16 protein-coding genes are annotated in these 23907 nt (G+C 62.2%); 14 read left to right on the forward strand and 2 right to left on the reverse strand.

From position 1 onward, the window contains the following. Nucleotides 1–171: 171 nt before the first annotated feature. The 9 genes from ACIOJF_RS11390 to ACIOJF_RS11430 are packed head-to-tail and all read left to right on the forward strand — an operon-like array spanning nucleotide 172 to nucleotide 17167. Nucleotides 172–6366: an Ig-like domain-containing protein gene (locus tag ACIOJF_RS11390; protein ID WP_402741662.1), complete on the forward strand. Its 6195-nt coding sequence runs from the start codon at nucleotides 172–174 to the stop codon at nucleotides 6364–6366. 49 nt (nucleotides 6367–6415) lie between these two features. Beyond that, complete coding sequence (locus ACIOJF_RS11395; RefSeq protein ID WP_105661752.1) at nucleotides 6416–7426, forward strand: MoxR family ATPase; 1011 nt, start codon at nucleotides 6416–6418, stop codon at nucleotides 7424–7426. After that, nucleotides 7426–8745 carry a DUF58 domain-containing protein gene (locus tag ACIOJF_RS11400; protein ID WP_105661753.1) on the forward strand — a complete coding sequence of 440 codons (1320 nt, stop codon included), beginning with the start codon at nucleotides 7426–7428 and terminating at the stop codon, nucleotides 8743–8745. Before ACIOJF_RS11395 ends, ACIOJF_RS11400 begins: the two co-directional genes overlap by 1 nt. Continuing rightward, entirely contained in the window at nucleotides 8742–11096 is a 2355-nt protein-coding gene (locus ACIOJF_RS11405) for a DUF4129 domain-containing transglutaminase family protein (protein WP_402741663.1), read from the forward strand. The genes ACIOJF_RS11400 and ACIOJF_RS11405 overlap by 4 nt, the downstream gene beginning before the upstream one ends. Beyond that, nucleotides 11087–12184 (forward strand): RDD family protein, encoded by a 1098-nt coding sequence (locus ACIOJF_RS11410; protein ID WP_402741664.1) that lies wholly within the window; start codon nucleotides 11087–11089, stop codon nucleotides 12182–12184. Before ACIOJF_RS11405 ends, ACIOJF_RS11410 begins: the two co-directional genes overlap by 10 nt. Then, nucleotides 12181–13005: a PP2C family protein-serine/threonine phosphatase gene (locus ACIOJF_RS11415; RefSeq protein WP_402741665.1), complete on the forward strand. Its 825-nt coding sequence runs from the start codon at nucleotides 12181–12183 to the stop codon at nucleotides 13003–13005. Before ACIOJF_RS11410 ends, ACIOJF_RS11415 begins: the two co-directional genes overlap by 4 nt. Further along, nucleotides 13002–14900 (forward strand): FHA domain-containing protein, encoded by a 1899-nt coding sequence (locus ACIOJF_RS11420; RefSeq protein ID WP_402741666.1) that lies wholly within the window; start codon nucleotides 13002–13004, stop codon nucleotides 14898–14900. Before ACIOJF_RS11415 ends, ACIOJF_RS11420 begins: the two co-directional genes overlap by 4 nt. Then, nucleotides 14897–16456: a serine/threonine-protein kinase gene (locus ACIOJF_RS11425; RefSeq protein ID WP_402741667.1), complete on the forward strand. Its 1560-nt coding sequence runs from the start codon at nucleotides 14897–14899 to the stop codon at nucleotides 16454–16456. The genes ACIOJF_RS11420 and ACIOJF_RS11425 overlap by 4 nt, the downstream gene beginning before the upstream one ends. 9 nt (nucleotides 16457–16465) lie before the next feature. Then, a complete protein-coding gene (locus ACIOJF_RS11430) occupies nucleotides 16466–17167 on the forward strand; it encodes a hypothetical protein (RefSeq protein WP_402741668.1) in 702 nt (233 codons plus the stop codon). A gap of 79 nt (nucleotides 17168–17246) precedes the next feature. Here the strand turns inward: ACIOJF_RS11430 and ACIOJF_RS11435 are convergent, their stop codons facing one another. Both ACIOJF_RS11435 and ACIOJF_RS11440 read right to left on the reverse strand, forming a co-directional pair. Continuing rightward, the gene (locus ACIOJF_RS11435) at nucleotides 17247–17465 is read right to left on the reverse strand and encodes an acyl-CoA carboxylase subunit epsilon (RefSeq protein WP_105657136.1); all 219 of its coding nucleotides are present in this window, start codon (nucleotides 17463–17465) and stop codon (nucleotides 17247–17249) included. A 52-nt stretch (nucleotides 17466–17517) separates the two neighbouring features. Further along, nucleotides 17518–19128, reverse strand: coding sequence for an acyl-CoA carboxylase subunit beta (locus ACIOJF_RS11440; protein WP_105657137.1), 1611 nt, complete (start codon nucleotides 19126–19128; stop codon nucleotides 17518–17520). A 195-nt stretch (nucleotides 19129–19323) separates the two neighbouring features. Between ACIOJF_RS11440 and ACIOJF_RS11445 the strand changes: the two genes are divergently transcribed. The 5 genes from ACIOJF_RS11445 (at nucleotide 19324) to ACIOJF_RS11465 (ending at nucleotide 23904) form a co-directional block, all read left to right on the forward strand. After that, nucleotides 19324–20181, forward strand: coding sequence for an NAD(P)-dependent oxidoreductase (locus tag ACIOJF_RS11445; RefSeq protein ID WP_105657138.1), 858 nt, complete (start codon nucleotides 19324–19326; stop codon nucleotides 20179–20181). 57 nt (nucleotides 20182–20238) lie between these two features. Beyond that, a complete protein-coding gene (locus ACIOJF_RS11450; protein WP_105657139.1) occupies nucleotides 20239–21105 on the forward strand; it encodes a biotin--[acetyl-CoA-carboxylase] ligase in 867 nt (288 codons plus the stop codon). 86 nt (nucleotides 21106–21191) lie between these two features. Beyond that, complete coding sequence (locus ACIOJF_RS11455) at nucleotides 21192–21740, forward strand: hypothetical protein (RefSeq protein ID WP_105657140.1); 549 nt, start codon at nucleotides 21192–21194, stop codon at nucleotides 21738–21740. Next, the gene (locus ACIOJF_RS11460; protein WP_105657141.1) at nucleotides 21737–22948 is read left to right on the forward strand and encodes an adenylate/guanylate cyclase domain-containing protein; all 1212 of its coding nucleotides are present in this window, start codon (nucleotides 21737–21739) and stop codon (nucleotides 22946–22948) included. Before ACIOJF_RS11455 ends, ACIOJF_RS11460 begins: the two co-directional genes overlap by 4 nt. Next, complete coding sequence (locus ACIOJF_RS11465) at nucleotides 22948–23904, forward strand: PP2C family serine/threonine-protein phosphatase (protein ID WP_105657142.1); 957 nt, start codon at nucleotides 22948–22950, stop codon at nucleotides 23902–23904. Before ACIOJF_RS11460 ends, ACIOJF_RS11465 begins: the two co-directional genes overlap by 1 nt. Nucleotides 23905–23907 lie beyond the last annotated feature (3 nt).

Consider the following 23907-nt stretch of genomic DNA (forward strand, 5'->3'; position numbering starts at 1 on the left):
CACGCGAATTGTATTGCGTTGATGAATCGCCCAGTCAGTGCCCATGGGGAGAACTCTCCATGGCGGAGGTTTTGTCAGTTCGTTAGAATTGGAGGGCGTTGAGTCTGGCTATGGGGAATAGGCCGGATTCTGGCGCACATTCGTACCAGCAAACCAAGGACTGACCTCTAGATGGCCAAAGCCGCTTCGACCGGATGGACTGGACTGCTTAAAAGCACCGGGTTCAAGGTGACTGCGATCCCAGTCGTGGCGGCCCTTGCCGTCACCGGCGCCATTATCTATCCGGGCTTCGAAACTGCTGACGTGGAACTCAACGACGGTGGTGTCTGGGTAGTCAATCAGTCCGAAGGCAAGATCGGGCATGTCAACTACCAGTCGCGCACCATCGACGGTGGCGTTGCCACCCCGCTGGCCAACTATGACCTGGTGCAGCATGAAGAAAGCGTGCTGGTACGCAACCTGGAACAGGCCTCGCTGACCACTATTGACCCCGCGATGGTGCAATTTGCTGGCGATAACAACCTGCCAGCCAACTCATCCTTCTCCTTCGGTGCGTCCGTTGTCGCCGTCACCGACGCGGAACACGGAACTGTCCAGGCCAGCAACCTCGAACAGATTGCCGATTTCAAGGGCGAAGGCGCCGAACCGCTGATCGAGTCCAAGGGCGAAGTCGCCGCCGTGGTTGGCGCCGACGACACCATCTGGGCCGCAGACCTCGGCGCAGGAACCCTTTCCAGCTTCACCCTGGACGACGACGGGAAAGCCGAACTCGCCCAGGAATTCGAAATTCCGGAACTGGCCGAGATGAAGGAGCCGCAGCTTTCGGCCGTCGGCAAGATCGGCGTGGTCTTCGATGAAGCCACCGGCGAACTGGTCACCTCGGAGGGCAACTCCGCAATTCTCGAGAATCCTGCCAACGCCCGGATCCAGTCTCCGGGCCCGGAAGCCGAGAACATTGCTGTGGCCCTGGACCAGTCGCTGGCAACGGTGAGCCTGTCCGGCAAAGCCACCAACTATGAGCAGCTGGAAACCGCTGGCACCCCTATCCAGCCGGTGCGCGTGGGAACGTGCACCTACGCGGCCTGGCAGACCAGTGGCGAGTATCTGCGCTTCTGCGATGACCCGGCACATAACCAGAGCACCACAATTCCGGAAATGCCAGAAGGCGCTGAACTGGCGTTCCGCGTCAACCGGGACGTGGTCGTGCTCAACGACGTGCATTCGGGGCAAGTCTGGTTGGCCAATGAAGGCATGGAAATCGTCAGCAACTGGAGTGATCTGGAACCGCCTGCTGGCAAGGGCGAAGCCAAGGAAGAAGAAACCAAGGAAATCACCGACGCCATCGAGCTGCCTAACCGCACCGAGGAAAACAAGAAACCGATCGCCGAGGACGACAGCTATTCGGTACGCCCCGGCCGCACCACCTTGCTGCCGGTGCTCTATAACGACGTGGATCCGGACGGCGATTTGCTGACCGCGAACCTGGAAGGCGCTGCGCCCTCGGTAGGTGCCGTGCAGCCGGTCCATGACGGCACCGGATTCCAGATTGTGGTTCCCGAAGATGCCAGGGGCGGCGCAAGTTTTTCCTACACCACCAAAGATGGCCGCGGGGGACAGGACACCGCGACCGTCAAGCTGAACGTGGTGGACGATGAAACCAATAAGGCTCCGGAACAAAAGCGCACCACCGTGCTGCGCGTGCAGCAGGGCGAGTCAGTCAGCCACAACGTGCTCGCTGACTGGACCGACGCGGAAGGCGATGACCTCCGCTTGCTCGGTGGAACTTCCGATGGCGATGATGTGATCCGCGTCCAGCCCGATGGCACCTTGACGTTCCAGGATGACGGAAAGAAGCTGGGGCAAAAGGAATTGGCCATCCAGGTTTCCGACGGGCAGGAGGGCACCAAGGGCCGGGTCCTGATCGAGGTCTTGGCCGACGCCACCGTCAAACCGGTGACCGCAACCGATCATGTGGTGGCCAATATCAATGAATCCGCCAGTTTCTCCCCGCTGGAAAATGACACTGATCCCAGCGGGGACGGTCTGCGGCTGGCCGGCGTGGATGATGTTCCCGGGTTGGAAATCAAAACCAACGCACAGACCGGAACCGTGACCGCACGTGCCGAACGTGCCGGAACCTACTACGTTGAATACATGGCCACCAACGGCCCGGCCAGCGCTCCGGGCCTGGCCCGCATCGATATCAAGAAGCCGGAAGAAAATGCCGAGGATCCGATCGCGGTACGCGATGTCGCCTTGCTGCCTGCCGGCCAGGATGTACTGGTCAACGTGCTGGGCAACGACACCGACCCGGCCGGTGGCGTACTGGTGGTAACCGGCGTGCAGACCGCCAGCGACAAGCCGTTCTCCACCTCCGTAGAACGCAATACCTTTGTCCGCATCACCGACGTGCGCGGCCTCACCGACCCGACCACCATTAGCTACACCGTGTCCAATGGCTCTCGTGAAGCGACCGGTTCCATCCGCGTGATTCCGATTCCGGCACCACCACGCATGGATCCGCCGCAGGCCAACCCGGACACCGTCACCGTCCGCGAGAACGACGTGGCCACCGTCAAGGTTCTGGAAAACGACATCCACCCGAACGGCGGAGAGCTGCTCTTGCGTCCCGAGCTGGAAGAAGCTGATGATCTGGGAGAAGGGTCCCTGATCTCGGTTGCCGACGAAACGATTCGATTCCGCGCCGGCGACTTTGGCGGCAAGGCCAAGCAGGTTTCCGCGGTCTACACCGTGGCAGGACCTGATGGCCAGGAAACCAGCGCCAGCGTCACCTTCAACGTCCTGCCCGAGGCAGAAGCCAATGACCTGGAAAAGAACACCCCGCCGAACCCGGAACCAGTCACCGGGCGGGTCTTCGCCGGCTCCAGCACCAACGTGCTGATCCCGATTGACGCTATCGACCCCGATGGCGACTCGGTCTCCCTCGTGCAATTCGGCGATTCCCCGCGCATGGGCACCGCGAAGATCCGCGGGGCCTCCGTCGACTACACGGCTAACCCCGATGCCTCGGGCACCGATGAATTCAGCTACGTGGTGGAAGACCGTTTGGGTGCCCGCGCCACCGGCACGATCAAGATCGGCGTGGCACCGCTTGCCGAATCGAATAATTCCCCGGTTGCCGTCAACGACTTCTTGACCGTGCGCCCCAACCGCCCGGTGGCGGTGGACGTGATGGACAACGACACCGACCCGGATGGCGACCCGATCGCCTTGATGAGCGAAGTCTCCACCGAAGCCAGCACGGAGGTGGAAGTCATTGACGGCCGCGTCACCCTGACCTCGCCCCCGGAAGACGGCAACGTTTCGGTGCGCTACATGATTTCCGACGGCCGCGGCGGCACCGCGGCGGGCACGCTGAGCATCAAGTCCGATCCAGAGGCCCAGCTGCTGGCGCCCATTGCCCGCGATGACCGGGTTTCCTTGGAAGAAGTCATCGGCGATGAACAAGTGACCGTAGATATCTTGCGCAATGACGAGGACCCGGATGGCAGCTCCAGCGAATTGGAGATCAGCTTGCCGGATAACCCGTCTACTGCCCAAGTCACCGAAGATGGCCTGGTCGTCACCGCCACCGAGGACGCGCAGATCATTGCCTACACCCTGACCGACCCCGACGAACTGGCTTCTACTGCCTTCGTCCATGTGCCAGGCACCGCCGGAGCACGGCCAATCCTGCGCAGCGGGCTGAATCTGCAGGTCGAGGCGGGACAGGTCCTGCCACTGAACCTGGATGACCTGGTCCTCGTCCGTGAGGGACGCACCCCGCGCTTGACCACCGAAGAGTCGGTGGCCTCGATGCCGCAAAACGACGGCGAGCTGGTGAAGTCCGCCACCGAGCTTTCCTTCCGTGCACCGGTCGATTTCGACGGCTCGGCTACCGTCAGCTTCGAAGTCACCGACGGCACCGGCCCCGACGATGAAATGGGCCTGAAGTCCAAGCTGACCCTGCCAATCAATGTCACCCCGGCTCCGCGCCAGAACGATTCCGAGGAACGCCAGAACCAGAACGAGGAAGGCCAACCGGAGGAGGAAGAGCCAGAGGAAGAGGAAGAAGAGCAGCCGCAGGAAGAGAACTTCGCTCCGACCCTGCAGGCCAATGCCTTGGCCGTGGGCCAGGGCGAGGAGCCAGCCTTCCTGGACCTGCGCATGGCCGCCAACGATGCCAATGAAGACGACGTTCCGAAGTTGAAGTTCGCCATCTCTTCGGTGGATATCCAAGGTGTCCAGGCCGAACTGGTCGAAGAGCATAACCTGAAGGTCAGCGCCGGAGCTTCGACCCCGAAGGGCACCACCGGTACCGTCACCGTCACGGTCAGCGACGGTGTGAACCCGCCGGTTCCGGCCGCCATGAACATCACCGTGACCGGCTCGGTCCGCGAGCTGCCGGTAGCTGTGGCCGATAACGTGGCCGATGCGGCCCAGGGCAAGACCGAAGTGGTCGATGTGCTGGCCAACGACCACAACCCGTACGCGGATGAAGGCCCGCTGCGCCTGATCAACGCCCGCGCCCTGGAAGACACCGGGGAAGTGGAAACGAGCGGCGACAAGGTATCTATCACCCCGAAGGACAACTTCGTGGGCACCATGCGGGTGGAATACACCATTGGCGATGTCACCGAAGACGTGGCACGCAACGTCATCGGTACCGTGACGCTGAACGTCAAGGGCGCCCCGGAAGCCCCGGGCCTGCCACGCGTCCAGTCCACCGGGGATGAGAAGGCTGTGCTGCAGTGGGATCCACCGGCCAACAACGGCTCGCAGATCACCCACTACACCGTGACCGGCGGCGGGCACACCCAGCGGTGCGCCACCACCACCTGCACCATCACCCCGCTGGCCAACGACACCGTATACAACTTCACGGTGACCGCCGCCAACGAGATCGGCCAGTCCCCGGCCTCGGCGCCGTCAGCCGATGCCCGACCGGACGTGGAACCCGAACAGCCTGCCGCCCCGACCGGCACCGACGGCGACCAGCAGGCGGCCTTCAAGTGGACTGCCCCCGCCAGCCGGGGTTCGGCCATCCAGAGCTACACCTTGGAGATCTCCCCGGCACCGTCCAACGGCGTCACCCAGGTCACCGGCATTACCGGCACTTCCTATACCTGGAAGGGCCTGAAGAACGGCACCGATTACCAGGTCCGCGTGCGTGCGGTGAACAAGGCGTCCAAGCCATCGGCCTTCAGCGCCTACTCGGCAGCCGTGACCCCGGCTGGCAAGCCGTTCAAGCCGTCCGCCCCCACCGCGGCCCGCAAGGAATCCGCGGTGGATGGCGGCGTGGTCAACGTCGCCTGGAACGCACCGGGCACCAATGGCGCACCGATCACCGGCTATGCCCTGCGCGTCTACAAGTCCGGAACCCTGGAGAAGACCATTGGCTCCATTGCGGCCAACCAGACCAGCCAGTCGGTCACCGGCCTGAGCACCTCGGGTTCCTACACCTTCACCATCGCGGCAACCAACCGCAAGGGCAGCTCGGAACAGAGCTCGAATTCGGTGGCGGTGACCCCGTACGGGCGTCCAAAGGCCGTGTCCAGCGTGAGCGCCAAGGCCACCGGCGCCAATCGCATGGTGCAACTGGGCTTCCAGGCTCCTGCGGCCAACGGCTCGAAGATCACCGGATACCAGTACTCCGCCGATGGCGGAGGGTGGCAGTCCTTCGGCGGCCCCGGCTCGGTGATCGACACCGGTTCCAACGGCACCGCGCATACCTGGCGCGTGCGTGCCTTGAATGCTGCCGGCCCGGGAGACCCCAGCCCGGCCAGCAACCAGACCAGCGCCTACGGTCCGCTGCGCGATAACGCGAAGATTTCCTCGTCGCATGGCGATAACTGGATTTCCTTCAGCTGGAATACAGCCGCCGGCGAATCCAACGGACGCAAGGTCACCCAGACGGTAGCCATTGACGGGTCTAACACGGCTAACGACGGTACGGAGAAGGTCAGCAACCTGGGCTACTCCACCAGCCGCACCCTTAAGATCGTGGCCACGGATACCGAAGGCCAGAGCAAGTCCTGGTCCAAAACGGATCAGACCAATCCTAAGCCGGCCCGTTCGGTGAAGCTGTCCGAAGGACCGTTGTACAACGGCTACGCGAACTCCACCTGCCCGCCGAACTGCTACAAGTACCACGTGGAGCTCTACGACTTCGACCCGGGCACCCACACCTACCTGGCGCAGTGCTACCACTCCAAGGGAATGTTCTCGGATAATTACGTGACCTTCAACGTCGACGGCAATGGCCGGGCCTCCAAGGACTTGCCATGCGTGATCGAATCGGGATATGCCCAGCCGTACTTCGCGAAAATCGACGGCACGGAATCCGACCGGGTTAATTTCAGATAAGCGCGGCATCGGCCGAGCATCAAGACGTACAGAAAGAACAAACACTGCCATGACCATGAGCACCGAGCAGGCCAACTGGTTCTGCGATACCTTCGCCAAATTGGTGTCCAATGTCGGACTGTCCGTGCTGGGCAAGGACCAGGCCATCAAGCTGGTGCTAACTGCCATGCTCACCGAAGGGCACGTGCTGCTCGAAGACGCACCGGGCACCGGCAAGACCATGCTGGCCCGCTCGCTGGCCGCCACGGTGCGGGGCAGCAACTCGCGCATCCAATTCACCCCGGACCTGTTGCCCTCGGACGTCACCGGCATCACCATCTACGACCAGCGCAGCGGGCAGTTCGACTTCCACCATGGACCGATCTTCGCCAACCTCGTGCTGGCCGATGAGATCAACCGCGCGTCTCCAAAGACCCAGTCGGCGTTGCTGGAAGTCATGGAAGAAGGGCGGGTCACCGTCGATGGCACCACCTACCCGCAGGCTCGCCCGTTCATGGTGATTGCCACCCAGAACCCGATCGAGCAGGCCGGTACCTACCGGCTGCCCGAAGCCCAGCTGGACCGTTTCCTGATCAAGACCTCCATCGGGTATCCGGACCGGGAAGCCACCGTGGCGCTGCTTTCGGGCAGCACCCAGCGTGACCGCTCGACCGCGCTGAGCGCCATCATCACTACCGAAGCAGTGGTGGAAATGGCCGAGCTGGCAACCACCGTGCATGTGGACACCGCCGTGCTGGAGTACGTCGCGGCGCTGTGCGAAGCGACCCGCGAAGTTCCGGAAACCCGTTTGGGAGTTTCGGTCCGCGGAGCCCTGGCGATGGTGCGCGCGGCCAAGGTGTGGGCTGCCAGCCAGGGACGGAACTACGTGCTGCCGGATGACATCAAGGAATTGGCGCCCTATATCTTCACCCATCGCCTGGTGCTGGACCCGGAAGCGGAATTCACCGGCACCACCTCCGCCCAGGTCATCACCTCGGTGCTGCGCAAGGTCCCGGCCCCAACCCGCCGTGGCAATGAAGACTCCGCTCCGGCCGCCGGCAAGGACCAGGACGAGCATTAATGAGCAGACGAGCTAAGCGTTCTGCACGGAGCACCAGGCTGAATCGCAGGGCCGAAATGTCGCTGACCATGGCCAGCGAAGCAATGCAGGTGCTGCGCGAATACCTGCGCCCTGCAACAGCGCGGGTCAAGGAATTCAGCACCCGTTTCCTCGCACCGGTCACCACGGTCATTTCGCCGCTGGGCTTCGTGCTGCTGGGTACAGCGATTCTCCTGTGGATCCTGGGCGCCAGTTTCGGCTGGCAGGAGGCCCTGCTCGGCGCCTTCATGGCCACCTTGCTGCTGCTGGCTTCCGTGGGATTCATCCTGGGCCGCAATGATTTCAGCGTGGACCTGGACCTGCACCGCACCCGTGTCGCTGTGGGGGACCGCGCCGTTGGCGCCCTGCAGGTGGCCAACCAGGCCTCGCGCAGCGCAGCGCCGGTGATGATGGAACTTCCGGTAGGCCATGGTGCCGCCCAGTTCCGGATCCCGCGCCTGGAGCCGCAAGGAACGCACGAAGACCTGTTCACCATCCCGACCCAGCGCCGCCAGGTGCTGGAGGTGGGGCCGGTCCGCTCGGTCCGCCAGGACCCCTTCGCCATTCTGCGCCGGCAGGTGAAATGGACCGACCGCTACGAGCTGTTCATCCATCCGCGCACCACCGCGCTCGATGGCTCCTCTGCTGGTTTCATCCGCGACCTCGAAGGCATGCCCACTTCGGATCTCTCGAACTCCGATGTGTCCTTCCACGCCCTGCGCGAATACCAGGCAGGAGACGACCGCCGCCATATCCACTGGAAGTCAACGGCGCGTACCGGTGAATTGATGGTCCGCCAGTTCGAAGAGACCCGGCGTTCGCACCTGGCACTGAGCCTGAGCACCAATCTGGACGAGTACTGCGAGGCGCACGCAGAGGAAGATTTCGAACTGGCTATTTCGGTCGCTGCCTCCATCGGGCAGCAGGCAGTGGCGGAACAGCGCAAGCTGGCCATCGTGACCCAGCAAGGTCCGGTGCGCACCGACAGCGGCCGCATGATGATGGACTCGCTGACCCGCATCGAAGCAGCCGCTGGCCAGCGCGAGAACCTGGTGCAGGTGGTTCGCCACACCGCCGATATCGTGCCCGGAGCGTCGGTGCTTTTCTTCCTCACCGGCACCAGGACCAGTGCAAAGTCGCTGCGTGAAGCCTGGATGCATGTGCCTGCCGGAGTGCGCGCCATCGCTATCAGGTGCGAGACCGGCATGGAGCCGACGCGCTCGAACATTGGCGAGCTGACGGTACTGAGCCTGGGCAAGCTGGAAGAACTCGGCTTGATGCTGCGAAAGGCCGTGGCATGAAACAGTCTTTGCCCCTCTGGCGCTTCGGCGTTGACGCGATCTGTCTGGGATTGGCCCTGGTCCTTGGTGCCCTGGGTCTCCTGGACGCCTACGGCGCGAGCTTGAACTTCATCCTGGCTGCCGTCGGCGGAATTGTTGCCGGTCTTGCATTGGCCTGGGCCAATGTGCACTTCAAGCTGGGCACTTGGCGGACCATGGCCCTGTTCGCACTGCTGTACCTCGTGCTGGGCACGCCGTTGGCCACTCCACGCGAGGCTGCCTTCGGAATCTTGCCCACCGGGCAATCCCTGCGCACCTTACTGACCGGCCTGGTCTTCAGCTGGAAAGACATGCTCACCGTGGCGCCACCGGTAGGCTCCTACGGCGGCGTACTGATCGTGGCCTTCCTTTCCGCGCTGCTCACTGCACTGCTGGCCGGATTGGCGGCTTGGCATTTGCGCTCGCCGTATTGGACTTTGCTGCCGCTGCTGGCGATGTTCGTGCTGGGTATTGTTTTCGGCACCCGCGACGTGCCGATGCCGATCGCCCGTGGCGTCGCCTTGATTGCGGTATTGGTCGGTTGGCTTGCCTGGCGGCGCTTTATGGACACGCGCATTTCCGGCGGATTCAGCTCGCTGAACCACGAGCAGCTTGACTCCCATGGCGGCCAGCAGATGTTGCTGCGCCGCATCATTGCCGGAGCCCTGGTGCTGGCCGGAGCCGGCGTAGCGACCGCCGCGGCCACTCCGCTGCTGGCCCCCGAAACCCCGCGCCAGGTGTGGCGCGATGCGTTGGAACCGCCTGTGGATCTCTACGATTATCCAAGCCCGCTGACGAGTTTCCGCAAGTATGTGAAGACAATGGCTGACGACACCCTGCTGACCGTCAAGGGCTTGCCAAAGGACGAGCGCATCCGCTTGGCCGCATTGGATTCCTACAACGGCATGGTCATCAACGTGGATCCTTCCGCTGGTGGCAGTTTTGCCCCCGTGGGTGATGCCAGCGATATTCGTTCTGCCCAGACGCTGGAAGGCCGCGAAGCGGCTGAACTTGAAATCTCGATCCAGGACTATGAAGGGGTGTGGGTTCCTTCCGGAGGCAAGCTCATGGGCTTGGATCTGGCCGGCGGTCGTGAAGATGAACTGGCCCGTTCCCTGTTCTACAGCGATACCTCTGAAAGCGCGCTGAGCTCCATTGGCCTGGAGAAGGGCGATGCCTACACGGCTAAGGTGCTCTTCCCCGCCAAGCCGAGCGATGACCAGCTCAATGAACTGGATTTGGCGCAGTTCCGCATGCCAGAGCTGGCCAATGTGCCAGCCACGGCGGGAGCCAAGGCCGCCGAATTCACCGGTACGGCACGCGGCGACCTGCAGCGCGTGCGGAGCATTGAAGCCATGCTTTCCGGAACCGGATTCTTCTCCAACGGCACCGAGGGCCAGGTTCCCTCGCTCTCCGGGCACGGAGCGGGACGTATCACCAGCCTGCTCGATGCCGAGCAGATGATCGGCGATGACGAGCAGTATGCTGTCGCGATGGCGCTGATGGCCCGCGAGCAAGGGATCCCTGCGCGCGTAGTCATGGGTTTCTACCCGGAGGAATACGCGCCGGGGAAGGCCGTTGAAATCAAGGGGTCCGATGTTCATGCCTGGGTGGAGATCGCTTTCGAGGAAATAGGCTGGGTTGCTTTCAACCCGACGCCGAATGAAGACGAGCAGCCCACTCCTCCGGAACAGGAACCCAAGGCTGTGCCGCAGCCGCAGGTGCTGCAACCGCCACCACCGGCGCAGGAAGAAGCGGATTTGCCTCCGCAAACTGCACCGGAGCCGCAGGAAGTCGAAGAGGAACCGAAAACCTTCTGGGGACGCTGGGGCCAGGTCATCATTGTCGTCGGCATTTCGCTGGGTTCGGTGCTGCTTGTGCTCTCGCCGCTGCTGCTGGTTGCCTTGCTGAAGCTACGCCGCAGGCAGAAGCGTTCTCAAACCGGCAGCGCCGGTGACCGCGTGAGCGGTGGCTGGCAGGAATTGCTCAGCCATGCCACTGACCACCGAATCGCGACTGCCAGCGGTGCGACCCGGCGGGAAAGTGCCGGCGTGCTGGCCGACGGTTTCCCGGCGCTGTCCAGCCCGGTGCAGTCGCTGGCGCAGCGTGCGGATGCGGCGAACTTCGCGCATGAAGAACCGACCGAAGAGCAAGTGCGGAAGTACTGGGAGGATGTCATTGCGCAGACCCAGAAGATGCAAGAGCCGCTGGGCTTCTTCGGCAAGATGCGGGTGAAATACTCTCCACGCTCTCTGATACACGAGTTGGCGGCTAAAACGGTCACCACGGCACGAACATTGCAACGGAAAAACAGGAGCAAGCCATGGCGGTAAAAATGGACCTGGTAGATGCCCGAACTGCGCAGCGGCTGCTTTCGTGGCTCGTCGACTTCCTGCCAGTAATGGTCCTCTCGGCTATTTTCCTGCCGATGATCGGATCCAGGATGGTGAACTCGCTGGATGCGCCGCAGATCATGGGCGAGATCGCTGGAACGTACATCCTGTACGGCGTCCTGGCTCTTGCCTACACGGTGTTCTTGTGGTGGTGGGAAGCTGCTGCAGGCAAGAGTCTTGGCAATGTGCTCCTCGGGTTACGCACCGCTACTGTGTCAGGCGAGCGCCCGGGCTGGGGTAAAACCATTATTCGCCGTTTGCTGATAGCCGTCGCGGGTATCGTTCCGATCCTGGGACCGGTGCTGATGGTGATCTCCAACCAATTCGACGCGAACGGCAAGAAGCAGGGATGGCACGATAAGGCGGCCGGGACGCTGGTACTGGATATCAAGGCTGGGCGGGATCCGCTGACTACCGGTGGTACCGGGGGACCGGGGTCTTTCGCGCCTGGGCAGCAGTATGCTCCGGGCCGTCGCTTCGTGGGCGAACCAGAAGAAGAGCCCGGCAAGTCCTCGGGAGTCATCGATTCGGTGCCAGGCGCCGTGCGCGCCAATGCGCCTGAGGCGCAGAAAGCAGCTCGTCCCCGTCCTGCCTCGCAGCCTAAGCCGGAGGCGAAGATCGTTGAAGTCCCTTCGTCCAAGTCCGGTGGTGACCCGGATGCAGATCTCGGTCACACGCAGATTCGTTCGCAATCGCCTGATGCCTTGCATCTGCTCTTTGACGATAGCCGGTGCCTTGACCTTGCTGGCAGCATCTTGATCGGACGCAACCCTTCCTACGCAGAGGGCGATGCAGGTGTTCACCTGGTCGCCGTGGATGATCCGGAACGCACCGTCTCCAAAACGCATCTGCTGATCGAGCCGGGAGTAGGCAGTGTCTGGGTTACGGACCGGGATTCGGGCAACGGCTCATCCATTGTCGATGAAGATGGAAACGTGCGCGAACTTGTCCCGGGCAAGCCGGAACAGGCAATGATTGGCCATACGGTGTACTTCGGTGACCGCTACTTCCAGGTGGAACGTCCATGACAGATACTAGCCCGGCAGCCAGCCTCAGATTCAGCCACGGCCAGGCAACTGACCGTGGACTGCGCCGCGCCCTGAACGAGGACAGCTTGCTGGCCTCGGAACGGTTGTTGGCCATTGCCGATGGCATGGGCGGGCATGAGGCAGGTGAAATAGCTAGCGCCCTGTGCCTCAAGATCCTGGGTGCAGGATTCCAAGACGCCGGCACCAATCTCGATCCGGAAACCCTGGACACGCTGCTGCTTGAAGCTGACCGCAGCATTGTGGAGGCAGGCTCCGGCCGAGCCGGAACCACACTCACCGGGGCCGTGCTGATTGATGCAAGGACCTCCAGCGGGCAGGAAGAACAACCCGAACTGCTGGTCTTCAACGTGGGCGACTCGCGCACCTACCTGTGGGCCCAAGGATTGCTGCAACAGGTCAGCATCGATCACTCCGAAGTGCAGGAGCTGATGGATATCGGCCAGCTGGACGCCGCGCAAGCGGCCACCCATCCGCGCCGGCACGTCATCACCCGCGCATTGGGGATCAACGCCAACAGCCAACCCGATTACTGGCTGGTGCCACTAGCAGGGCACGAACGCATTCTGGTCTGCTCAGATGGGCTGAGCAGCGAAGTCGGCGACGCCGCAATCCAGGAGATCCTCTCGCGTTTCCCGGATCCGCAGCAGGCGTCCGAGGAACTGGTCCAAGCGGCCATCGACGCCGGAGGACGCGATAATATCAGCGTGATCGTCGCCGACGTGCAGTATCGGCACCCCGATGATGTTGGCATTACAATCCCACGCATATCGACCACGAGCCACCAAGAGGAGAAATCATGAACGGCCTGAGTTACATTCCCGGCGACTGGTACGCCCTGGTGAATAACCAGCACATCGTCCTGCTTCCTGCCAGCGCCAGCGCCGAACAGGTCAACGTGTTGTGGTCCAACCTCGTTGGGAAGACGACGGTGGAAGCACTGCTCTCAGAGCTGTTGCCGCTTTACCAGATGAACATTGCCGAGCTGCCGAACTTCGCTTTGGTTTCCCGGGACAGGGCACCGCATCTGGTCTTGCGGGGAGCCCCAGAATTTACCGCACGGACAGCTGCCGGTGACGAGCTGGTCAGCGGTGCCGGCATTGCGACCTGGACCGAACGCAAACTTGGCGAGTCGAAGTCATGGACTTTGAGCACCGGTTCGGCGAATCCTGAAGCTGCGTTCGCGCTGCCAATTAGCGAAGGCATTGTTCGAGTATCAAGCCTTGAGTGGGGCACCGAAGGGGACGCCGCTGCTGGTGCGCCCGCCGGTGCCGCATCCAAATCACCTGCCACCCCTTCTGCTCCGGCCAAAGCAGCTCCAAGCCTGATGGCGCCTGCCGCCGCTGCGGCCAAGCCTGCTGTGGCTCCGGCAAAGGCGCCAGCGCCAACTGCGGCTAAGCCTGCTGCTGCGCCCGCGCAGGCAAAGGCCCCCGCAGCAACGGCGGCTAAGCCTGCGGCGGCCCCCGCTGTTGCCAAGCCGACGGATGCTCCGGCAAAAGCTCCAGCGGCAGCGAAAGAGCCAGCGCCAGCTGCGGCTAAGCCTGCGGCGGCCCCCGCTGTTGCCAAGCCGGCGGCTGCTCCGGCAAAAGCTCCAGCGGCAGCGAAAGAACCAGTGCCAGCTGCGGCTAAGCCTGCGGCGGCGCCCGCGCAGGCAAAGACCCCCGCAGCAACCGCGGCCAAGCCTGCTGCTGCGCCCGCGCCGGCAAAGGCCCCAGCGGCAGCGAAAGAACCAGCGCCAACTGCCGCCAAGCCGGCATCCGACCCGGGCGCCGCCGCGCCGTCCAAAGAAGCAGGAGATCCCAAGGGCCCCGCAGCTGTGTTGGCACGAGCAGCCAAGGCAGCCGACGCGGCCAAGGTATCTGCACAGGGTGCCGGGGATGAGCAGACAGATGGCACGGCAACGAGTTATGCGCTGCCGCCGACCGAAGTCTCGGAAGAAACTCAGGATCCAGCACAATACGAGCAGGAAGCCTACTCGGAGGAACTATCGCTGGGCGGACAGCTGCTGGGCGCCAGAGGTGCAGCAGAGACCGTCTACGATACCGGCCAGGGCGATGATCTGGACACGATTATCAAACCGCGCCCGGGAAGTCCTGCCTCTTCGGCGCGGCCGGTTGAACCAGCCGACGACGAGCACACGATCATCCGCGGCTCCAGTGTTCCGAAATCCAGCGCCGCTTCAGGTTTGGACGCCAAGGACGGCACCGAAAATTCGGTGTCGCTGAATGAATTCATCTTGGCCCGCTCTTGCTCCAAGCGGCATCCCAACCCTCCAACTGCCTCGACCTGCCGGGAATGCGGCGAGCGCCTCACTGGCCAAGCGCAGCAAGTTCGCAAACCGGCCATGGGCCGCATGATTGTCAGCGATCACGGTGGCGCTCGCGAATACGCCCATGAACTGAACCGCTCGGTGATCCTGGGGCGCCAGCCAAGCGCAGCAGCCATCAAATCCGACACCGAACCCCGGCTGCTGAAGGTGGAAAGCCCAAGCGGTGATATCTCCCGTTCGCACCTGCATGTGCATGTGGAAGGATGGCATGTGCAGCTGGTTGACCTGGGTGCGACTAATGGCACCGTGCTCCTGCGCGAAGGGCAGCGGCCACGGCGCCTGTCCCGGCACCAGGAGATCATGCTGATCAACGGCGATGTTGCTGATCTGGGCGATGGCGTGAGCATACGCTTCGAGGATCTGCCGTGAGCCTGCGGCGCGCGCCAGCTCCGGCACCGCAGATCCCGGGATTCACCTACGTCAAGCCGCTGGGCACGGGCGGATTTTCCGATGTCTACCTGTACGAGCAGCACCGGCCCAACCGCAAGGTGGCGGTGAAGGTGCTGCTGGCGGATGTCAGCGATAAGGAAGCCCGCCAGCGATTCGAGGCGGAAGCCAACTTGATGGCCCAGCTGTCCACCCATCCGTATATTGTCACGATCTACCAAGCGGAGATCACCGAAGACGGACGTTCCTATTTGGCCATGGAGTATTGTTCCCGGCCTTCTTTGGACGTCCGATACCGTCGTGGCGTCCTGAGCATTGATGAAACGCTGTCCCTGGCGATCCAGTTGTGTTCAGCGGTGCATACTGCGCATCTTGCTGGCATTGTGCATCGCGATATCAAGCCGGGAAACGTGCTGACCACCGACTACAACAGGCCGGCGCTGACCGACTTCGGCATCTCGGGAACTATCGGTTCACACACCGCTGGGCTTTCGGTGCCATGGTCCGCACCGGAAGCCTTCGGCGATGGCATGCCTCCGGGTGTGCGCATGGATGTGTACTCGCTCGGTGCCACGATCTATACGATCTTGGCCGGGCATTCGCCATTCGTCCGTCCTGGACAGGATAATTCGCAGACAGTACTCATTGAGCGGATTTGCAATACGCCGTTGGTGCCGTTGGAACGGCTTGATGTTCCTGAATCATTGAGCCAGGCGCTGGCGGTAGCCATGGCGAAGAACCCGGCGTCGCGATTCGGCTCGGCTGCCGAACTGGCCCGCTCGATGCAACGAATCCAGATCGAGCTGGGCTTCTCGGTCACGCCCTTTGAAGTACTTGAAGAACCTGCAGAAGCGGTTGACGAAGATCACGGCGAGAGCACTCGCGTTCGCAATGTTACTTCGATTAGCGATGCGCAGCGTCCGCTGCCTACCCCACCGATGATTTCCTCCGTTCCCGGGCAACGGCTGCGGCAGGCAGGACCGTCAGTTCCAATACCGCGGCTGGAAATGCCGAAGGAATCCATTTCGGCTCCGGGCCAGCAGAGCGCAGCTCCAGGCGAATCAGGAACGCCGGTGGACGCGCCGGCAGAACCGAAGCCGCGCCAGGGCCTGCCGAAGGTCTTCATCGCAGTGGGCCTTGTGCTATTTTTCCTGGTTGGCGGCGCTGTCATTGCCAACATGTACTTACCGGACCAAAATGCTGCACAGCGTTCTGGCCCGCCTATTACAGCGACGGACGGGCCCAAGGATGCATTGGTTGGCGGCACTGTGCCGAAGGTGGATAATTTTGCGTACTCCACGGTCGGAGAAACTGTAACTTTCCGTTGGTCCAACCCAGAACCGAATAAGGCAGACCATTACCGGTGGGCTCCAATTACCGCCACGGAAACGGGAGAATACAAGCAGACGATGTCCCCAAGCGCCACTACCGAGATCGGGAAAGGCGGACAAACCTGTATCGAGGTCAAGCTCGTGCGCGATGATGGACGTATCTCGGATGGAGCACGGTTCTGCACCGCCGCAGGTTCAGGAAAGTAGGCAAGAGAGATGAGTGAAGTAACTATCGAGTACTGCGGACAGTATTATCCTGTCCAAGACGCCAAGCCCTTCACCATCGGCCGAGAAGGCGATCTGGCCATCGACGACAATCCCTACTTGCACCGGCACTTCTTGACGATTACCAAGCAAAGCGGGCTGTGGTGGCTTAATAACGTCGGTAGCCGGCTGACCGCGACGATTGCTGACCGTACCGGCGGACTGCAGGCCTGGCTCTCGCCGGAATCGAGCCTGCCCCTGGTGCTGAACCGGGTGGGCGTGGTTTTCACCGCCGGTCCCACCACCTACGAGCTATCGATTCATGTTGCGCAGCCGGCATTCCGGCAGGCCTACATGGACTACGACGCTTCGGGCGAGACCACCATTGGCCCGGTGCTGCTGACCAGTGCCCAGCGGGCCTTGGTCGTTGTCCTGGCTGAGCCGATGCTGCGCCGTGAAGGCACTGGCTTGAGTTCAATTCCCACAAGTGCCGCTGCCGCCGCCCGGCTGGAGTGGGGAATTACGAAGTTCAATCGCAAACTCGATAACGTCTGCGACAAATTGGACAAGGCCGGCGTGGCCGGGCTGCGCGGGGGGCCTGGAAAATTGGCCACCAACCGCAGGGCGCGACTGGTGGAACACGCTGTGAGTTCGCATCTGGTGACTCGTGCAGACCTAGCCATCTTGGACTTCGAAGTTCCCGACGAAGACTAGGTTGCCAGCGGCGCCGCACAGAGCAATGGCCCGGAAAATTCCGCTAGGGAACGTTCCGGGCCATCGCTTTCAGCAGGCCTTAGCGCCGGCCAATAGTCCAGCCCAAACGCGGGGCCAGCGCCCGGCGCCTGCGGATCCGGGCTACACGCTTCTTGGGCTCTGCGGCTTCTGGTGCAGGAGCCGGAGTATTGCCCATGGCAGCGAGCAGCGCGGTAACTACCGCCACTTCCTCGTCACTGGGGTTTCCCTTGGTGACGCGGATCTGCGGGGCAACAGGCAACGCAGCGTTCTGTTCCATGGGAGTGCTCCTTATTGGTTTTAGCTGGTACTAGGCGGGTAGGCACTGCTGCTTACAGCGGGATGTTGCCGTGCTTCTTCGGCGGCAGGCTAACGTGCTTCTCGCGCAGTGCGCGCAGGCCGCGAACCAGCTGGAAGCGGGTCTCGCTCGGGGCGATGACCGCATCCACGTAGCCCAGCTCCGCCGCCTGATAGGGGTTGAGCAGTTCGGCCTCGTAGTCGTCGATAATCTGCTTGCGGCGGGCCTCGACGTCTCCGCCTTCGGCTTCCACTGCGGCCAGATCGCGGCGGTAGAGGATGTTCACTGCGCCCTGGGCACCCATCACGCCGATTTGCGCGGTAGGCCAAGCCAGGTTCAGGTCCGCGCCCAGCTTCTTCGAACCCATCACGATGTACGCTCCGCCGTAGGCCTTGCGGGTGATCACGGTCAGCTTCGGCACCGTGGCCTCGGCGTAGGCGTAGAGCAGCTTCGCACCGCGGCGGATGATGCCCTGGAATTCCTGGTCCTTGCCCGGCAGGAAGCCTGGCACGTCCACGAAGGTGAGGATCGGGATGTTGAAGGCGTCGCAGTTGCGCACGAAGCGGGCAGCTTTTTCCGAGGCGGCGATATCCAAGGTGCCAGCGAACTGCATTGGCTGGTTGGCGACGATGCCCACGGTGCGCCCTTCGATGCGGGCGTAGCCAATCATCACGTTCGGTGCGTACAGCGACTGCATTTCAAAGAAATGCTCGTCGTCGACAACCGACTCGATGACCGTGCGCATGTCATAAGGCTGGTTGGCGGAGTCCGGGATGAGCGTATCGAGCTCCAGGTCCTCGGCAGTGATATCCAGCTCTTCATCGAATTCGGCAATCAGCGGATCCGAGAGGTTGGACGACGGGAGGAAATCGAGCAGTTCCTTGCAGAACTCCACGGCGTCTTCTTCATCGGACGCAAGATAGGTGGCGGTACCGGTATTGGCGTTGTGCTGGCGGGCGCCGCCCAGGGTTTCCATGTCGATTTCCTCGCCGGTAACCGTCTTGATGACGTCCGGACCGGTGATGAACATGTGGCTGGTCTTGTCGACCATGATCACGTAGTCGGTCAGTGCAGGGGAGTACGCTGCACCACCGGCCGATGGGCCCATGATCAGCGAGATCTGCGGGACAACGCCCGAGGCATGGACATTGTTGCGGAAGATGTCGGCGAACATGGCCAGGGAAGCGACGCCTTCTTGGATGCGGGCACCTCCGCCATCCAGGATGCCGACAACTGGGCAGCCGTTGCGCAGCGCAAATTCCTGGACCTTGACGATTTTCTCGCCATTGACCTGGGACAGGGAGCCGCCGTAGACGGTGAAGTCCTGGGAGTAGACAGCCACCAGGCGGCCATCGACGGTGCCGTAGCCGGAGACCAGCCCATCGCCTAATGGCTTCTTCTTCTCCATGCCGAAGGCGGTGGAGCGGTGGACTGCGAGGGCGTCGAACTCAACGAAGGAATCCTCGTCCATGAGCATTTCAATGCGTTCGCGGGCAGTGTGCTTGCCGCGGGAGTGCTGCTTTTCAATCGCTGCTTCGCCACTTGGCGCTTTAGAGAGCTTCTGGCGGCGGCGGAACTCAGCAAGCTTTCCGGCGGTGGTGGACAGGTCGATTGACTCGGCTGCCTCGGTTCTGCCCTGCGTCATGCCTTCGACTCCCTCGAGTTGTCTTCAATGTGTAGGAATGGCACAAGAAAAATGCCAACTAAGCCAGTCTAGCTGGGCAAACAGCTCATTTGTTTGTAGGAATCTTACAAAATGGCCCGATATCTGGTGCGTGGCACGCCAGAATAAGTTACTGAACAGTAGCTTAGTGGGGGATCATCGCGTAATCTATATCACATGACTAGTGAATCGCGCACTCTTATCGCACCTGTTCCCGGGAACCTGGAAAACCGCACCATCCTGATGAGCGGCGGTAGCCGCGGCATCGGCCTGGCTATCGCCCTGGCCGCAGCCAGGCTGGGGGCCAACGTGGTCCTGCTGTCCAAGACCGATACGCCGCATCCGGCACTGGAAGGGACCATCCATACCGCCGTTGCGCAAATCGAAGAAGCAGGTGGCAAGGGCCTGGCCGTAGTTGGCGATGTCCGCGTGGACGCCGATGTGCAGCGCGCGGTGGAAGAGGCGGTTGCAAAGTTCGGCGGCATCGACATTGTGGTCAACAACGCCTCGGCCATCAACCTGGCCAAGACCGATCAGCTTGATATGAAGCGCTACGACCTGATGCAGGACATCAACGTCCGCGGCACTTTCCTGCTCTCAAAGTCCGCGCTCCCGTACCTGCGCGCCTCCGAGCATGCCCATGTACTCACCCTCTCCCCGCCATTGAACCTGGAACCGAAGTGGGCTGGACGGCATTTGGCCTACACCATGGCCAAATACGGCATGTCGCTGACCACCCTTGGCCTGGCCGAAGAGCTGAAGGACGATGGCGTCGGCGTGAACTCGCTCTGGCCCGAAACCCTGATCGATACCGCAGCCATCCGGAACCTGCCAGGCGGACAGGAAATGGTTCAGGGAGCGCGCGACGCTTCGGTCGTGGCAGATGCCGCCATGGCCATTCTTGCCAGCCCGCCGGCCGGAGTCAGCGGAAACTTCTTCACGGATGGACAGGTGCTGACGCTGGCTGGGGAGACGGACCTGGAGAAGTACACCTTGAACCCCGAAGTCCCGCTGGTTGAAGACATCTTCCTCTAGGCAGATGACGAGGCAGGACTAAGCGTAATCATCGGCCGGTGCCATAGGGTTGGAGGTATGGAAAACCCGCATGGCACCGACCGCGCAATTCTCGATTCCCGGCTCTTCACCGAGCTCACCGCCCAGCTGGAATTGGGGCTGGTTAATATCAAGCCAACCTCCGGTTCAACCAATACCGAGTTGGCGCAACTGGCTGGCAATGGGGATGCCGGCCACCTCAGCGTGTACTTCACGGAGCACCAGCAGGCAGGCAAAGGGCGTTTGGGCCGTGAATGGGTAACTCCGGCAGGATCCTCCCTGACCGTCAGTGTCTTGGCGGTGCCGGGTCCCAGCTTCCCTGCCGAATCCCTGTCTTGGTACACCATGCTTGCGGCCTTGGCCTGGAGCCGAGCCGCCGAGAATATCGGCGGCGTTCCCTTGGGCATCAAATGGCCCAACGATTTGTTGGCCGGAGAGCAGAAAGTCTGCGGCATACTGGCGCAAATGGTTCCAACTGGCAACGGCTACGGGGTAGTGGTTGGCACCGGAATCAACGTGAACCAGAACCGGGACGAGCTTCCGGTGCCCACCGCGACGTCCCTGCGTTTGGCTGGCGCCCAGAACTTGGACCGCACCGAACTGCTGGCTGAGTACCTGAAGCAATTCGCAGCACTGGATCAGGGTTTCCGCCGGGTCGGCGGCTTTGCGCAGATGCCGTTGCCGGGAAATAATGGAAAATCTTTGCGCCAGCTCGTCAGCGACAAGCTGGCCACACTGGGACATGAAGTGCGTGTGGAATTCCCCGATGGATCCACGCTAGTTGGCAACGCGGTCGAGTTGGGCGCAGACGGCTCACTGGTTCTGGAATATGGAACCGGGCAGCGGAAGCACGTGATGGCAGGGGACGTGCACCACGTACGGCGCGCCGACGGAAAGTATGCCTAACCAGACTTGGGTCTTGGCCCGGGACTATTATTGGAGATGATGACCGAAACACGGAGTCGAGAACAGGAGGGGCGAGGAACAACACGATGAAGTTGCCGCTGCATGAAAGGGAACGAGTGATTATCAAAACTCGTGAACATTCGCGAGTGCTGCGCCAGCCCGTGGGAGCCTTCCTCGTATTGACTGCCGTGTGCACCTTCTCGTTGGGCTATCTCTCCCGGGACGATCTCTCGGACTGGCTAGCTGGCAACGCGAATGTGTGGATGGTCGTTTCGGTGGTTCTCTGGGCCGCACTGGTGCTGATCTGGAGCGTGATTCCCTGGGCCCGGTGGCTACGCAGCCAAATCGTCTTGACCACCGAGCGGATCATGTTCCGGCCCACATACAACGATGGCAAGCTGCAATCTGTAGGATTATTTACAGTTCGCGACCTCGTCGCGCACAGCAAGGCGAAGAACACCATGACGCGTGCGGGAACCTTGGATATCGTGCTGAACCAGGGATACGTGAGACTCTCACATGTCCCCTCGGTACCGTATTTCCGTTCCCTGGCAATGGAGGCGATGGCGAACCTGCGCAGCAACCAGAATGCGGTGCATACCGAAACGACGAACAGTGAGGGCATGGGGGCATGAGCACCGAGCACACCAACACACCCCGAGCAGACTCTCCGCAGTCCGCCGCCGAGGCTGTCCGCGGCGCCCGCCAGCACCCCCCTGTGGCCACACCGGCCGAGTCGGATCCAATTTTCGAACTTGCGCAGGCCATGGAAGGCCCCTTGCGCATTCCGGCCCACACCCCCGACGCTGTCCGCGACACCGTCGCTTCGCTGGAAAGGCGGCTCATCGGCGGCCAACGCGAATTCCGTCGCCGCGAGGTCGCTTCCGAGGCCGGTGTTTCCCTGCACTCCGCGCGCAAGCTCTGGCGCGCCATCGGCTTCCCTGAACTCAGCGATGATGAAGTGTTCTTCACCCAGGCCGACAAGGAAGCCCTGGGCACCATGGTGGGGATGGTCCGCGAAGGCAAGCTGACCGAAGAAACCGCCATTTCCCTGATGCGTTCGGTTGGCCAGATGACTGACCGCATGGTGGTGTGGCAGATCGAAGCACTGGTTGAGGACATGATCGCCAACCAGAACATGTCGGACCGCCAGGCGCGCCGCCAGCTTTTCGGCCTGCTGCCCGAAATCATTCCAGCGATTGAAGACCTGCTGCTCTACTCATGGCGCCGCCAGCTGAACTCTGCCGTGCACCGCATGGCATTGCGGGTGGAAACCGGAGTGGCTGCCTACAACCAAGACCGTGGCGACGAAGATGGCGGCACCCCGCTGCCGCTGGCCCGTGCGGTGGGCTTTGCCGACCTGGTCTCCTACACTTCGCTGTCGCGCCGCATGAACGAGCGCACCCTGGCCCAGCTGGTGCAGCGCTTCGAAGCCAAATGCGCCGAGGTCATTTCCGTGGGCGGTGGCCGCCTGGTCAAGACCATTGGCGATGAAGTGCTCTACGTGGCCGAAACCCCGCAGGCTGGCGCCGAGATTGCGCTGTCCCTGTCGCGCGAGCTGGCCAAGGACGAGCTCTTCCCGCAAACCCGCGGCGCGGTGGTCTGGGGCCGGCTGCTCTCACGCCTGGGTGATATCTATGGTCCTACGGTGAACATGGCGGCTCGGCTGACCTCGCTGGCGGAACCGGGCACCGTGCTGACCGACGCGATTACCGCAAACACGTTGCGCAATGACGCACGCTTTGTGCTCACCGCCCAGGAAATCACCGCGGTGCGCGGCTTTGGAGACATTCAACCCTATGAGCTCTCCGCAGGCGAGGGAGCAGGACTGGTGATCGACTAATGGCTAAAGAACCAGCACCGGTACCGTTCATCCTCGCCGCGGCAGGGCTGACGGACGTGGGCCGGAAACGAACGCAAAACCAGGACCGCATCCTGATGCATGACATCGTGTATGCGGTAGCCGACGGCATGGGCGGTCACGAAGCTGGCGAGGTGGCCAGCCAGCTTGCGGTGGAAACGATGCAGGAAATCTGCACCTTCGCCAATAAGACGTCGGTTCGGAAACTGCCATCCGTGCCGGATGTCCAGCGCCAGGTGCAACTGGCTGATGACCGCATTCGCGAAGCGCTTGAATCACGTGGCGGCACTACCTTGTGCGCATTGGTGCAGATCAAGACCCCCGGCAAAGGCCGGGACAATGTGACCGCTCCACTGGCCGCGGTGCCGCCCTGGACCTCAAGTTTCGCGATGACGCAGAACACTGATGTCATCTCCAAGATCACTCCGCAAATGCTGGAGAACCACCGCGCCAGTTTGGCTCCAGCTACCGAGCCGATCCCGGTGGTCGCCGATGAAATCCCGAGCTTGTTGCTGGTCAACGTGGGGGACTCGCGCGGATACCGGTTGCGTGATGGCGCCCTGCAGCAGCTGACCCGTGACCACTCGGCCGTGCAGGAAATGGTGGATGCCGGGCAGATCACCGAGTTGGAAGCCCGCAATCATCCGCACCGGAATCTGATTACCCGTGCGCTTGGCGCCGGCGCCGAAAGCCAGCCGGATCTCACCGTCTTGCAGCCACGCATCGGCGACCGCTACATGCTGTGCAGCGACGGGCTCTCGGGCGAACTGACCGAAGACATCTTGCAGACCTTGCTGGTGAACTACAAGGACCGCACCGAAGCGGCCCGGATTCTCACCGGGGCCGCACTGGAAGCTGGCGGCCGGGACAACATCGCGGTGATTGTCCTTGATGTGCTGGCAGCCGAGTCCGCGCAAATTGACGCACCTGGGAACTAGGGC

The sequence above is a fragment of the Glutamicibacter sp. NPDC087831 genome, from assembly GCF_044742845.1.
Lineage (GTDB): Bacteria > Actinomycetota > Actinomycetes > Actinomycetales > Micrococcaceae > Glutamicibacter.

Coding starts and splice junctions, on each gene's coding strand:
- ACIOJF_RS11430 (WP_402741668.1), top strand. CDS start 16,466: ATGAGTGAAGTAACTATCGAGTACTGCGGACAGTATTATCCTGTCCAA.
- ACIOJF_RS11445 (WP_105657138.1), top strand. CDS start 19,324: ATGACTAGTGAATCGCGCACTCTTATCGCACCTGTTCCCGGGAACCTG.
- ACIOJF_RS11400 (WP_105661753.1), top strand. CDS start 7,426: ATGAGCAGACGAGCTAAGCGTTCTGCACGGAGCACCAGGCTGAATCGC.
- ACIOJF_RS11405 (WP_402741663.1), top strand. CDS start 8,742: ATGAAACAGTCTTTGCCCCTCTGGCGCTTCGGCGTTGACGCGATCTGT.
- ACIOJF_RS11450 (WP_105657139.1), top strand. CDS start 20,239: ATGGAAAACCCGCATGGCACCGACCGCGCAATTCTCGATTCCCGGCTC.
- ACIOJF_RS11435 (WP_105657136.1), bottom strand. CDS start 17,465: ATGGAACAGAACGCTGCGTTGCCTGTTGCCCCGCAGATCCGCGTCACC.
- ACIOJF_RS11415 (WP_402741665.1), top strand. CDS start 12,181: ATGACAGATACTAGCCCGGCAGCCAGCCTCAGATTCAGCCACGGCCAG.
- ACIOJF_RS11410 (WP_402741664.1), top strand. CDS start 11,087: ATGGCGGTAAAAATGGACCTGGTAGATGCCCGAACTGCGCAGCGGCTG.
- ACIOJF_RS11440 (WP_105657137.1), bottom strand. CDS start 19,128: ATGACGCAGGGCAGAACCGAGGCAGCCGAGTCAATCGACCTGTCCACC.
- ACIOJF_RS11460 (WP_105657141.1), top strand. CDS start 21,737: ATGAGCACCGAGCACACCAACACACCCCGAGCAGACTCTCCGCAGTCC.
- ACIOJF_RS11455 (WP_105657140.1), top strand. CDS start 21,192: ATGAAGTTGCCGCTGCATGAAAGGGAACGAGTGATTATCAAAACTCGT.
- ACIOJF_RS11420 (WP_402741666.1), top strand. CDS start 13,002: ATGAACGGCCTGAGTTACATTCCCGGCGACTGGTACGCCCTGGTGAAT.
- ACIOJF_RS11465 (WP_105657142.1), top strand. CDS start 22,948: ATGGCTAAAGAACCAGCACCGGTACCGTTCATCCTCGCCGCGGCAGGG.
- ACIOJF_RS11390 (WP_402741662.1), top strand. CDS start 172: ATGGCCAAAGCCGCTTCGACCGGATGGACTGGACTGCTTAAAAGCACC.
- ACIOJF_RS11395 (WP_105661752.1), top strand. CDS start 6,416: ATGACCATGAGCACCGAGCAGGCCAACTGGTTCTGCGATACCTTCGCC.